The organism is Roseburia intestinalis L1-82 (assembly GCF_900537995.1).
GTDB lineage: Bacteria > Bacillota > Clostridia > Lachnospirales > Lachnospiraceae > Roseburia > Roseburia intestinalis.
In genome coordinates this window covers 3,900,605-3,913,781 of record NZ_LR027880.1, presented here as the reverse complement: position 1 = coordinate 3,913,781, position 13,177 = coordinate 3,900,605, and the positions used below count along the sequence as shown (strand labels likewise).

Below are 13,177 nucleotides of genomic sequence, written 5' to 3'. Positions count from 1 at the left end.
GGTGGGAATTATGAATTATCCTTTTGAAAATGATACCAGTGCAGTAATTAAAAAATTAGCACGAAAAAGTGTGCGTTTTGATAAGAAGAAAAACTTATTTTGCCTTTCGGCAATTATTGTAGCCGTTGCTATGATAATGATGTCGTTGCTCACAGTGCAAAATATCATTTATCAAAATCAGAAAGAAATCGAAGGATTACATCAAGGGATTTTCTTTGACATTACGCAGGACAGTAAAGAAAAGTTGTTAGCAAACGAAGAAGTAAAAAGTGTAGGACTTTCCTGTAATATCAAAACAGTGAAAGAAAATTCTAAAGAACTGTCTCTGATTTATTATGATGATGACATGCTTAGTTTGATTCCTGCCTTTGACGGAAAATATCCAGAGAAAGCAAGTGAAATTGCTGTTACAGATGCCTTTTTTGCCAGTGAAAATAAGTCTCCGGAAATCAACGCCATAGTTCAGTTGAATCTGGATGGTACTTTGAAGAATTATACTATTGTTGGTATTTATCATGATAAAACTTCTACCGCTTATCCTGTTTTTGTTTCACTTGAAAAATGCCGGGAATTACGTGGAAATAACCTGCTTAATGGATATGTTTGGCTTGAAAATGCAGATACCCTTACAAAAGACGAAGCAACAGAAATATTATCTCAAATTTCAGAGGAGACTGGACTGAATAATTGGACAGTCAGCAGTTACTATGATTATGTAAATACAACTTTGTCCTTCAGTAATTATGCGGTATATGGTGTAGTTGCTGCCATTTTGTTTTTAGCTGCCGCACTTGTAATTTACAGCATTTTCTATATTTCGGTTGGACAAAAAGTTGCTGAGTTCGGACAGCTTCGGACAATAGGGGCAAGTAAAAAGCAAATTTATAAAATAGTTCTTAAACAGGGTTATATGCTTGCAGTTCCGGGGATTTTAATTGGTAGTATCATGGGAACGATCATCAGCTATTGTCTGCAATCAAAAGGCTGGTCAGTATTTGCATTTATTGTTTCTCTATGTGGCGCATGCCTTTTTGGAATACTGCTTGTTTATATTAGTGTTCGTAAACCAGCAAAAATTGCAGCGAATACTTCTCCAATTTCCGCCCTGAAAAATCCAGTGGGAATTGTAAATTACCGCACTCACAAAAGACATCGTATTACGCCTGTATATTTAGCGAAAATCAGCTTTTCCAGAAACAGAAAAAAATCTCTATTGACCATTTTATCATTGGGACTGTGCGGAGTTATATTTTTCCTTGCAGCAAGTTATCAGAGTTCTTTTAATGCCGAGAGTATGGCTCGTTATTGGGATATGAAGTACGGAGATTTCAAAATCAGCATTGATTTAGAAAACGAAAGTGAAAATTTGGATGCTCTCTTGCAGAAAGAATATTTTTCTGATTATGTAAAGCGTGTTGGAGATATAGAGGGAGTTAGCAATATATTTACTTATGCTACCGTACCAGTTGATTTCTCAACAGACAATGATATTTCAGATAGCACCTTGATGCTCGGCTATAATGAAAAGGATTTGGCGTCGCTAAATGCAGCGGTTTTGTCTGGAAATATTACTGATGATACAGAATTAGTTGTAAGTGATCCCGAACGTATTTATGATGTTTACCATTGGAAACCTCAAATTGGGGATACTGTGACCTTTAATTTCAAAAATCATAGTGGTAAAACAATAACAAAAGCATTCAAAATTGGTGCAATCACTTCCAGCAATGATGGAATGGGTGGCTATATTTTCAGAATGCCGGAAAATATGCTCAAAGAACTTGCAGGTTATGACTGTACATACGCAATCGAAATACAAGCAGAAGCTGAATATCAGGAGATAATCGAGCAAGAACTCAAATTACTCGTTTCTGACAATAGGGATGTTCGCTTACAAACCCTTCAAGATTTTATTGTAGAACACCAATCAGACAATCGTGCAGGTTTTACATTAGCTTATGCGATTGCAGCCATCTTGTGGATATTTGCGGTCATCAATCAAATCAATCTTACTGTGACAAATCTTTTATCACAGAAACAGGAAATGGGCACACTAAAATCTATTGGTATGACAAATAAGCAGTTGAAGCAAGCATTTATGATGGAAGGTCTTTTTACTACTTTGATTGCATTGCTTATAACTGCTGTTGTTGGAATCCCCGGCGGATATGCAATCGGTATATTTTTGAAAAATGCAGGCATGTCTACGGGATTTGTATTTCCGGTTGTTGCTTTTACTCTTTTTGCTGTTGCTATGTTTATGCTTGAAAGTTTGATGACAATATTGCTTATTCATTCATGGAAGAAGCAATCTGTTATTGCAATAATGCGAAATTGATGATAGAAAGCTTTTCATATCTCGGTCAGCTCCACAATTACATTACTCTGCTGATACAGCCAGTCCGTAAATTCTTTCGGGCTGGCTGTTCCTGTTTTTACAGCCTTTTTTCTCTGTAATACTTCTTTTCATACAGTAAATTTTCACTAGGCTGGTATGGAGTAATTTTACTGTCTATACAGTAAGTTGAAAATACTAATATGGTCTTTTTTCTAACCAAACTTTAAGATAACATCTAATTCCAACATATGCGCCCTGCGAAAGTACGAAAAGCAATAGAAGATTTACTGACAGTACTTTTTTGATTGATTCTCCAAAATAAATGACAATAGCAACACTTGTCAGTATCATTAGTAGAGTAATAACATCCCAACAGTTTTTCTTATATAATTCTATAACCTTTATTTCTATCAGTATCGCCAGCATCCCTGTTCCTGCCATACATATTCCTACAATCAATATTAGCAATAACCAATATACCATTCCGGCTATAAAAGCATTTGGAATTTTTGTGCTGATCTGTGCCGCAGATTGCCCGGCATCAATCGTCCATCCGATAAAAGTCTGTATGAATGATGTTAAATCGTTGAAAAATAATTTACAATCGACAAGGAACATATCTGACTGTACTGCCTGAAAAAGAGTGGTTGTCAACGAATACCATGCAAGAAGGAACAAGGTTGTTTGGAACATTACCGTTTTTGCTTTATACTGTCCTGCAAGTCGCTCTTTTTGTGTTTCGTATTTTGCTTTTGCATTCTGATAGGCTGTCCGGTTACAGGCTTCACATTTTTCATAGAGTACCGGCTTTTCTACCGGTATTTCTACGATTTTCTGATGTGTCCGGGCATAATCCCGTTCCTGTGTTAAATAGCATATTTTATCTTGACATTCCTCTATCATGACGTTTGCGCTTCGCAACTTCTCTTTCTCGATCCGCAATGCTCTGTCTGCCAGCTTCAAGTCGTTCTTTAATGCTTGAATATTCCCGGCTCTGTTCTCTTTGTTTAATTTCTCGTTCAAGGTCAGAGATTCGCTGAGCTGCGTCTTCAGTTCCACGATAAGCTGTTCTTTCTGTTCTAGTTCTTCTTGTATCTCCTCGGTCAAGAGCAGAAGTTCTTCCAACTGTTCGGCGTTCTTTGATTCTCTGGATTCGTTCATCTATATCACGTCCTTTCTCTATCTGCTGTTCCAGTTCAGCAATTCGGTGTTCTGTTTCAGTAATAAACTGTTTTCGCTGTTCAGCTTCTGTGCCAATTTCTGCCATTGCTGATTTTCGTTTTCCAAAAGCTCTATCTTCGTTTTCTGTTCTTCCATCTTGGAAAGCAGTTCCTCGGTATTTGGCAAAATGTTGAGCAGCTCGGATAACTCGTTGTTTAATTTTTGTAATTTCTGATTCTGTTTTTGCATAAGAGAGAGTTGAGTGTCCCGGTTCTGCATTTCCAGAATCATTTCTGCCATTAGGTTCTGCTGTTCTTCGATTTGACCAATCATGGATTCCATTAAGGGTATAATTTCCCGGCTTTCTTCTAATGTCATTTAATCGCTCCTTCCATAATGATAATGCACCCGATACTTTCCCAAAGGTGTTTAGTATCTTTTGCAATAACGTGTTTTGTTGTTTTATGATTTGATTTTCCGCTACTTTCCACGAGCCTTTTATTTCCTGCCCGGCAAAAAACTTTTGTTCAATCTTTCTTGCGTCAGCTCCTTCATGGATGGTAGGAATCTGGAGTTTTCCCTGCTTTTCATAAGAACGATGATCAACTTGATTATGCAAAGGCAGATGTTCATTACATACCTTTGCCCATTCACTCCGCCACAGTTCACAATTTTTTGGATTGTTCCATCCAGTAGCATCGGTCAGCACCCGTTTCCATTGCAGGCGGTTTCTTGCTCCAATCTTCTGAATTCCGTTTTCGTCTAATACAGGGATACGGATTCCATGACGGTCAGGGTTTTTCTTATCCTGCCACCAGTTCGGATGGGATTCATCAATCACGATATTTCCGTTTTTATCTCTGACAAAATCCCAATCCTTGACTTCTTTCTTTCCCCAAGAATGATCCGGGTTAAAAGGACGCATAGTTAGAAGCAGATGGACATGGGGGTTGCCATCCCCTTTGTCGTGGATACTCCAATCAGCGCACATTCCTCTATCTACAAAAGTTTTTTGGATATAGTCGGTTGTATATTGAATTTGTTCCTGTCTGCTCCATTCTTTTGGGAGGGCAAATTCAAATGACCTGCCAAGTTGGGCATCTGCACTTTTTTCAATCTTCAATACCTCATTCCATAACCTTTGTTTCTGAAATGTGATTTTGAATTTTTTTAAGGCAGCTTCTTTATCTTCTGACCTTTTGTATCGGACAGATTTTTGAAAGCGTTTTATATTTTCTTCTGGTACTATCTGCCATTCAGGAGGTGCGTTTTCGCACATCATCAGTCGGGTGTAGACCACTTCTTTTTTAGATGTGTAATAACTGATTCGCCCGGTTTCCTCATTTTTCATCACATCCCCATTGAGATATGCGGAAGCGGAGATAATAGATTTCCCTTTACTTCGTCCGACTATTTTGACTGTGTAATGAAAAATCGCCATGTCTGGATTCCTCCTTTCTGCACATCCGGCATAGATTTCCGGCAACATTGCTTTCAGTTTTAGAAAAAGCAGCATTGACGGAACGCCCTCTGCGTAAGAGTGCCCTGCGCATAACAGCCTGCATGGAATGCGCCCCTCTGGCGAAGAGTGCCTCCTGCGGCATGAGCAGGTCTGGCTGAAAGCCCCGCCGACGGAACGAGCCCGGCAAGCGTGAGCGCAGACCGGTTGCCACTTGTGGCAAACTTATTTGGACGACCTCTGGTTGTCCATAAGTGCGCCCTTCATGAAAAAGCAATGAAGGGAATGAAAAACTCATCCCCTCCGTCATTACACTTCCTCCATATCGGTATTTGTTTCTTTCTGCATTGCCTTTGAGAAAAATTTTCCATTGGCTTCCTGCTTTTTCAGAAAACCAATCAGCTTTGGGATGTCTTCCTCCTCAATAGGCGCACCAAGAACGGATTCCACCGCACCGCCAACCTGACAGAGCCTATGGGTTCGTTTTTTACTTTCTTCGGCTTTCTTTCGTTTCAGAAGTTCTTTCTTCTGTGCTGCATATCGTTTTGCTTTTTCAAGGCTTTCCTGTTCCTTCTTTTCCATTTCAAGCATTCGTTCTTCATAACTTTTTGTTGATTTTGCCATTATTACATTCCCCTTTCTTTTGCAAACATAAGTTCTTGGTTGCGTATCAGAAGAAGCACATGGTATAATCTTCTTGCGTGTAGGTATATCATGGCTTCGGTCTGATAGAACCTTTGGCGGTTTCTTTGGAAGCCGCCTTTTTAATTTGCCGCAGTTCTTGTTACGGCTTTTACATTTCCTCTATCCCTCAAATCACGACCTTCATTCGCTTCCATAAACATTTCCAGAATATCGGTTTTAATCAGGACTTTGCGACCAACCTTTAATACTGGAAGTTTCTTCCATTCTACAAGCTGTCTTAAGGTATTTCTGCCGATTCCCGTATAGTCAGCAGCTTCTTCGATGGATAATGCAATTTTTCTTTGCGTCATATAATCACCTCCTTATAAATTGCATTATGCAATTCTTGTGATGTAAGTATATCCTTTTCATATCTTTTTGTCAAGCGTTACGAAATATTAAAAACAAACTTTGTATTGCATATTGCAATTTCGGAAAAACAATGCTATAATTCATACATACCGAAAAAGGAGGCAGTCAGCATGAAAGATAAAGAATTACGCAAGCTGATAGGGAGCAGAGTAAAACAGCGCCGTCTGGAATTGAATCTGACACAGCCTTATGTCGCAGAAAAGATGGGTGTTACCGCTTCTACAATCCTGCGTTATGAGAATGGTTCGATTGACAATACGAAAAAAATGGTGTTGGAAGGTCTTTCGGAAGCACTCCATGTATCTGTGGAATGGCTCAAAGGGGAAACAGATGAATATGAAACCGATATTACGGATAAGAGAGAATTACAGATTCGTGATGCGATGGGAGATATTCTGGAACAGTTACCACTTGCCCTTACCAAAGAAGAAGATGCTTTTTCAAAAGATTTATTACTGCTGATGTTAAAACAATATGGTCTGTTTTTGGATTCCTTTCAGTTCGCCTGCAAAAACTTTAAGGGGAATGATGGTCAGACGGATATTGCCAAAACAATAGGGTTTGAATCGAATGATGAATATAATGAGATTATGTTCTTAAGGGAAATCACTCACACCATCAATGCTTTTAATGAGATGGCAGACATCGTAAGGCTCTATTCCAAGAAACCCAAAACAGCAGAGCAAAGGCTTGCAAATCTTTTATCAGAAGTCTTATACGAAGATTCCGAATCGGTATAGTAAGACAGCCGGAGTTATGATATACTTACACGCACGAAGCATTTCATCAGTTCCGATTGTCTAATATCGAAAGGAGATATACGATTATGGCAAAAGGATCTGTAAGAAAAAAAGGAAAGAAATGGTACTACCGCTTCTATGTAGAGGACGCAAGCGGCAATCTTGTTCAGAAAGAATGCGTTGGAACAGAAAGCAAAAGTGAAACTGAAAAGCTGCTCCGTCAGGCAATGGATGATTATGAGAAAAAGAAATTTGTTGCCAAAGCGGAAAATCTCACAGTCGGACAACTTCTGGATGTGTGGGCAGAGGAGGAATTAAAAACAGGTACGCTCAGCAATGGTACTGTGGAGAATTACCTCGGAACAATCCGAAATATTAAGAAACACCCATTGGCAGAACGGAAATTAAAAAATGTAACCTCTGAGCATTTGCAATCCTTCTTTGATTTGCTTTCCTTTGGGGGAGTTCATCCCGATGGAAAAGAGAGAAAGGGTTACAGCAAAGATTACATCCATTCTTTTTCCGCAGTCATGCAGCAGTCCTTCCGCTTTGCAGTATTTCCAAAACAGTATATTACGTTCAATCCCATGCAGTATATTAAACTGCGGTATCAGACGGACGAAGTTGATTTGTTTTCGGATGAGGACATGGACGGAAATATCCAACCAATTTCACGAGAAGATTATGAAAGACTGCTTGCGTATCTTCAAAAAAAGAACCCAGCCGCAATACTTCCAATCCAGATAGCCTATTATGCCGGGCTTCGTATTGGAGAAGCTTGTGGTTTGGCATGGCAGGACGTAAATCTGGAAGAACAATGCCTTACCATAAGACGCAGCATCCGATATGATGGCTCAAAGCGCAAATATATCATCGGACCAACTAAGCGGAAAAAAGTGAGGATTGTTGATTTTGGAGATACGCTGGTAGAGATTTTCCGTAATGCCCGGAAAGAGCAGTTAAAAAATCGAATGCAGTACGGAGAACTTTATCACACGAACTACTACAAAGCGGTCAAAGAGAAAAACAGAGTGTACTACGAATATTATTGCTTAGACAGAACAGAGGAAGTCCCGGCAGATTATAAAGAAATTTCTTTCGTCTGTTTAAGACCGGATGGTTGTCTGGAACTTCCAACTACTTTGGGGACTGTTTGCAGAAAGGTGGCAAAAACATTAGAGGGATTTGAAGGCTTTCATTTCCACCAGTTACGTCACACCTATACAAGCAACCTTTTAGCAAATGGAGCTGCCCCAAAAGATGTGCAGGAACTGTTAGGACACTCAGATGTAAGTACCACAATGAATGTCTATGCTCACTCCACAAGAGATGCTAAACGAAAATCAGTTAGGCTTCTTGATAAAGTGGTAGGCAATGATTAAAAAAATTCCCTTATTTCCCTTGTGATTATCTCATAAGGGTAAAAATAAGGGAAACTACATATCATTTCACTAATGGACAGGCGGGAAAGCCTATAAAATGGGGAAAGTTAGAGAGATAATTATATAAATTCCAGTTTATAGTAGTAAAGGAAGATGAAGTACCTACGGTGCCAAAACGGTGCCAAGAACTTAAGCAAATAAAAATACACTGTGTAAAAACAGCAGTTTTATGCGGATTTTGCCACCCAAAAGCATAGAAAATATGCAGAAATACGGTATTCAAATAACGTGAGGGTGGACGTACAGTAGGATCTGGACGTGTTGCTACAGTTATCGAGTAATTTATAATTTTAAATTATATATTGCAGATTGTATTCCGCAATCCTTGAGCAATCAGGGGTTGCGGTTTTTTTTATCTAAAACAGTTTTTGCTGATGCATTTATTCCAAAAGAATGGTAAACTATTATCTAATGAGCCTGCAGGAAATAAAGAGGTAATAGGCAGGACTTACAGTAATATGATTGATTTAGAAAGAGGCAGAAGATGAACAATAAAACAACAAGAAACAGTATCCTGTTATTGGTAACGGCAGCCGTCTGGGGGGCTGCATTTGTGGCTCAGACAGTTGGTGGACAGACAATCGGAGCATATTCGTTTAATTGTGTCCGGTGTATTATCGGGGCACTGGTATTGATACCTGTCATGAAATTTTTAGATAAAAAAGATCTGTCGCCAAGAAAACCACAGACGAAAGAAGATTATAAACTGCTGATAAAAGGCGGAATCTGTTGTGGTGTAGCACTTTGTATTTCTACAAACTTACAGCAGGTTGGAATTTTGATGGGGGCAAGTGCGGGAAAAGCAGGTTTCCTGACAGCGGTGTATATATTACTGGTGCCGATTCTCGGATTATTTTTACATAAAAAATGTGGGATAAATATCTGGTTTGCAGTTGCTCTGGCACTGGTTGGACTGTATTTTCTGTGTATGCAGGATAAGAATGGATTTCAGCCGGCGGATCTGCTGCTTCTTTGCTGTGCACTCGGTTTTTCCATACAGATTTTATTTGTCGATTATTTTTCACCGAAGGTTGATGGGGTACGTCTTTCCATGATACAGTTTCTGGTAACCGGTTTGCTGACTGCGATTCCGATGTTTACAGTTGATATGCAGCATTCAATTTCGGGTATCGAAGCGTGGGCGTCAGCCTTTTTATCATGGTCAGCGTGGGTTCCGATTTTGTATGCGGGAATTATGTCATGTGGTGTGGGATATACGTTACAGATCATTGGACAGAATGGACTCAATCCTACAGTGGCTTCTTTAATCATGAGTTTGGAAGCCGTATTTTCGGCGGTATTTGGCTGGCTGATTCTTGGGCAGAAGCTGAGTACAAAGGAGATACTGGGATGTTGTCTGATTTTTTCGGCGATCATTTTAGCGCAGCTGCCGGTACAGCGAAAAGCAAAATTTGCAGGTGAAAGTCATGGGGAGAACAGGAATGAGTAAAAAATCGAAATATTTATGGAAAAAGATTATGATTTTAACATGGATGTTCAGTTTATTTCTTGGCATACTGGCAGGACCATGTGCGATAGACGCAAAGAACCAAAAAGAGAAAAAGGATTATGGCGTATTTTTAAGCATTGATTCGTCTCAGATAAAAAAGTTATACGGATATAGGCTGGTGGTCATTGATGCACAGTATTTTTCTGCAAAAGATATCCGTACCCTGCACAAAAAAGGCGTAAAAGTATATACCTACTTAAATGTCGGCTCCATCGAGAATTTTCGCGATTATTATAAGAAATATGAATACCTTACGATCGGAACTTATGAAAACTGGGAAGAAGAAAAGTGGGTAGATGTTTCGAATAAGGACTGGCAGAAGTTTATGGGAAAACTGTCGAAGAAGCTGCTGAAAAAAGGGGTGGATGGTTTCTTTATTGATAACTGCGATGTCTACGATTATGCAAAGACAAAGAAAAATTTTAAAGGACTGGCCAAAATACTGAAAAATATCAAACGTCTTGGAAAAGATGTCATGATCAATGGCGGAGATGTTTTTGTGACAAAGTACAGAAAAACATACGGATCGGCGAAGAATATCATGACTGCTGTCAATCAGGAATCTGTGTGGAGCAGTATTCAGTTTGAAACGGGTACGTTTGGAAAACAGCCAGAAGATGTGCGCAAATACTTTTCCGATTATGTTCAAAAATGCAAAAAAGATGGAATGGAAGTCTATCTTTTAGAATACACGAAAGATAAAAAACTGATCAGACGAATTAAACAGTATTGCAGAAAAAATAAGTTTCATTATTATATATCGGATTCGATCGAATTGGACTAATAAACATGTATCATTCATGATTGTAAGGGGAGGAGTTTGAAAATGGAACAAAAAGAAATGGCAAAAACAAGACTGATTATTTATGTGCTGATGGCTTACGGTCTGACCTATCTGATGGGAATTCTGATGTGGTATGGCAGTACAAAGGGTTATGACCTTACGGTATTTCCAACAGCGCAGATGATGTATCCGGCAGCCGGTGTGATCATTGGACTTTTTCTGGCACACAAAGGAGAGAAAATCCTGCCAGCAGGTTTTTTTATTACGGTTCTGGCAACGACGGGTGTCCTGATCGTATTGGCACTTTTATCCGTATTTCTGCCGGTAAATGATTTGAACATTGCAGGGATGACGATGTCCGTTTATAATCTGATTTCCCAGTATATACTTATTATCGGGAGTATCGTGGCACTTGTTTTTCTTGCAGTAGCGGGAAATGAAAAGCGTGCGGCAGCAGGACTGACCAGACAAAACTGGAAAAGTGCTGTGCTCATTGTACTTGCGTTTGTGGGCATTTATATAGTAAGAACTGTAGTGTCTGTAGCGGTACAGGGTGTGTCTGACGGCAGTGGGATGCAGTATGTAAAAGAATGGGCAGCAATGTTTAAAAATCCAATGATGTGGCTGAATATTGCTGCACTTCCGATCAATTATTTCTTCGTGTTTATTGCATTTTTTGGAGAAGAATATGGCTGGAGATATTACCTGCAGCCGGTTTTGCAGAAACGGTTCGGACTTCGTGCAGGTGTGATCATACTTGGCGTTGTATGGGGATTATGGCATATCCCGGATGATCTGTTTTATTATACACAGACATCAGGAATCCAGATGATTTTTGCGCAGCAGATCACATGTATTTCACTTGGAATCTTTTTTGCATATGCCTATATGAAAACGCAGAATATCTGGGTGCCGGTCTGTCTGCACTATCTGAATAACAACCTGATACCGATCATCTCAGGAACGTTTTCTGCAGATGTTCTGGAAAATCAGACGGTAAGCTGGAAGGATCTTCCGGTTGCACTGGTGTTAAATGGATTGTGCTTTGGATTTTTCCTGCTTGCAGATGTATTTAAAAAGAAAGAAGTTCAGGAAGAGGAGTAATTTGAGTAAAAATTTCCTGTAAAAAGCAGATGGTGTCATATGAAAAAGCGCATGTACAGTAAAAACAGATCGTCGGAAAGATGATTTTACTGTATATGCGCTTTTCAGTACATGATAATAAAATGTTCGCGGAGCGTGTATTCTATATTTAAAAGCAACAGCTTCGCGGAAACATTTGGTTAAAACATAATTTTGGATCTATTCTTTAACAGTCTGGCTCCATTTACGATCAGAAGAATCCCGGCGGTGATTCCACCTGCAAGGACACAGATACCAACTGCCAGTGTGGAAGCTCCGGCAGAACCCATTGTCTTATAAATTTTCTCGTCCATCTTATATGCCCCCTTTGTTTGGATTTCTCATATTCCTAATGTATATTATTCTATCATTATTCTCATGAATATACAAACCCAGATTAAAAAATATCTGCTAAAAATTACAGTTTATCAGGTGCCCAGTCACCGAGAACCAGTTCTTTTGCAAAATATCCGGCTTGTTGTTCATTCAGATTTTGAACAAAATCAGCCTGGTCAGAAAGCGGACGGTAGTCAGAGGTGGCAGGGAAACTTGCGTATTCGGCATAATATACTGTGTCATGTGTATTTTCGCGGTTCCAGTCATGAAAACCGGCGGGATGGATATGCGCACCAAGTTCGCAGGAAATCAGGATCGTTTTTGCATAGTCGCGCCATGGCCTGCCAAGATAGACGGAACCGGCAGGACAGTCTTTGGAGATGAACCGGCAGTCGGAAAAAATGTAGCCGTATTCCTGGCCTTCCGGTGTGGAGGCGGCAGTTACATAACCCTGGATAGGAGGGAGTGTATAATTTTTCTGAACCATATCTGAATTGGAATGACACAGTGCAGATGTATCAGAACCGGAATCATGCAGGGTGGATGTAGTGGAAACTAAATCGGACTGTGCAGATGCTTTTGTGCGCAGCAGGGATTCTAAGGTACAGTGTTCAAAATATGCGGTGGCGCTTCCAAAAATAAAATCAATATCGCCGCAGATATAGCAGTTTTTATAATATTGTCTGCCATTGATACGCGGGGCAAACTGTTTTGGACCGATGAAACCGCCAGGCTGTCGTTCTTTTTCGGGAAGCGGCCCGGTAAAAAGTGTGTCCTGATGGCCGAGAAGGCGGCAGGAATCGATCATAAGACGGTCCCCGTCGGCATAGAGAGCGATCGCCTGTCCGTGTGTTGCGGAATCCCCGGAGGCATTTTCGATGGTGAGATGCTGGAGCGTTACATCATGTGTATCGATAAAGAGGGTATAAGTGCGGAATGTACCGCGCTTACTGCCATCTTCCATCAGATCCAGGGCATAATCATCATAGCTGATGACGGTGTGAGCACTGCTTTCGCCCATTCCGCGAAGTGTGATATATGGTTTATTTATGGTTAGTTTTTCATGGTAAATGCCCGGTGCAATTTCAATGATAACAGGTGTTGTGTTATTAGCGGGAATTTGTGCAAGGGCAGAGCCGATGGAGGAAAAATGTTCCGGGTTGTCGGAAACATGAAGTATTTTTTGCATGGGAAAAGCCTTTCTTTGTTTCTTAATATTTTCTGAGGAT

General features: G+C 40.0%; 13 protein-coding genes. 6 read left to right on the top strand and 7 right to left on the bottom strand.

Annotated features, from left to right (window positions below):
• The first annotated feature begins 10 nt into the window (after positions 1-10).
• Positions 11-2,338 carry an ABC transporter permease gene (locus tag RIL182_RS18365; RefSeq protein WP_006859032.1) on the top strand — a complete coding sequence of 776 codons (2,328 nt, stop codon included), beginning with the start codon at positions 11-13 and terminating at the stop codon, positions 2,336-2,338.
• Positions 2,339-2,533: 195 nt separating this feature from the next.
• Here RIL182_RS18365 and RIL182_RS18360 read toward each other — a convergent pair whose 3' ends face one another.
• The 5 genes from RIL182_RS18360 to RIL182_RS18340 all read right to left on the bottom strand — a co-directional run bounded on the left by RIL182_RS18360 (position 2,534) and on the right by RIL182_RS18340 (position 5,953).
• The gene (locus tag RIL182_RS18360; RefSeq protein ID WP_044999531.1) at positions 2,534-3,241 is read right to left on the bottom strand and encodes a DUF6040 family protein; all 708 of its coding nucleotides are present in this window, start codon (positions 3,239-3,241) and stop codon (positions 2,534-2,536) included.
• A complete protein-coding gene (locus RIL182_RS18355) occupies positions 3,219-4,940 on the bottom strand; it encodes a MobA/MobL family protein (protein WP_134523440.1) in 1,722 nt (573 codons plus the stop codon). The genes RIL182_RS18360 and RIL182_RS18355 overlap by 23 nt, the downstream gene beginning before the upstream one ends.
• Entirely contained in the window at positions 4,897-5,268 is a 372-nt protein-coding gene (locus RIL182_RS18350) for a hypothetical protein (RefSeq protein WP_134523438.1), read from the bottom strand. Before RIL182_RS18350 ends, RIL182_RS18355 begins: the two co-directional genes overlap by 44 nt.
• Positions 5,268-5,582 (bottom strand): hypothetical protein, encoded by a 315-nt coding sequence (locus RIL182_RS18345; protein WP_006859028.1) that lies wholly within the window; start codon positions 5,580-5,582, stop codon positions 5,268-5,270. The genes RIL182_RS18350 and RIL182_RS18345 overlap by 1 nt, the downstream gene beginning before the upstream one ends.
• Before the next feature lie 140 nt (positions 5,583-5,722).
• Positions 5,723-5,953 carry a helix-turn-helix domain-containing protein gene (locus RIL182_RS18340; RefSeq protein WP_004843519.1) on the bottom strand — a complete coding sequence of 77 codons (231 nt, stop codon included), beginning with the start codon at positions 5,951-5,953 and terminating at the stop codon, positions 5,723-5,725.
• 171 nt (positions 5,954-6,124) lie between these two features.
• On the opposite strand from RIL182_RS18340, the gene RIL182_RS18335 reads away from it, so the two are divergent.
• The 5 genes from RIL182_RS18335 (at position 6,125) to RIL182_RS18315 (ending at position 11,594) form a co-directional block, all read left to right on the top strand.
• Positions 6,125-6,754, top strand: coding sequence for a helix-turn-helix domain-containing protein (locus RIL182_RS18335; protein WP_009265518.1), 630 nt, complete (start codon positions 6,125-6,127; stop codon positions 6,752-6,754).
• A gap of 86 nt (positions 6,755-6,840) precedes the next feature.
• Complete coding sequence (locus tag RIL182_RS18330) at positions 6,841-8,136, top strand: tyrosine-type recombinase/integrase (protein ID WP_044999231.1); 1,296 nt, start codon at positions 6,841-6,843, stop codon at positions 8,134-8,136.
• 544 nt (positions 8,137-8,680) lie between these two features.
• Positions 8,681-9,646 (top strand): DMT family transporter, encoded by a 966-nt coding sequence (locus tag RIL182_RS18325; protein ID WP_006857886.1) that lies wholly within the window; start codon positions 8,681-8,683, stop codon positions 9,644-9,646.
• On the top strand, positions 9,639-10,490 hold the full coding sequence (locus RIL182_RS18320) for an endo alpha-1,4 polygalactosaminidase (RefSeq protein ID WP_006857885.1): 852 nt from the start codon (positions 9,639-9,641) through the stop codon (positions 10,488-10,490). Before RIL182_RS18325 ends, RIL182_RS18320 begins: the two co-directional genes overlap by 8 nt.
• Positions 10,491-10,532: 42 nt before the next feature.
• Positions 10,533-11,594 carry a CPBP family intramembrane glutamic endopeptidase gene (locus RIL182_RS18315; protein WP_006857884.1) on the top strand — a complete coding sequence of 354 codons (1,062 nt, stop codon included), beginning with the start codon at positions 10,533-10,535 and terminating at the stop codon, positions 11,592-11,594.
• A gap of 179 nt (positions 11,595-11,773) precedes the next feature.
• On the opposite strand, the gene RIL182_RS21405 is transcribed toward RIL182_RS18315, so the two are convergent.
• Together RIL182_RS21405 and RIL182_RS18310 are read right to left on the bottom strand one after the other, a co-directional pair.
• Positions 11,774-11,926: a hypothetical protein gene (locus tag RIL182_RS21405; protein ID WP_006857883.1), complete on the bottom strand. Its 153-nt coding sequence runs from the start codon at positions 11,924-11,926 to the stop codon at positions 11,774-11,776.
• 104 nt (positions 11,927-12,030) lie between these two features.
• Entirely contained in the window at positions 12,031-13,137 is a 1,107-nt protein-coding gene (locus RIL182_RS18310) for a pectinesterase family protein (RefSeq protein WP_006857882.1), read from the bottom strand.
• Positions 13,138-13,177 lie beyond the last annotated feature (40 nt).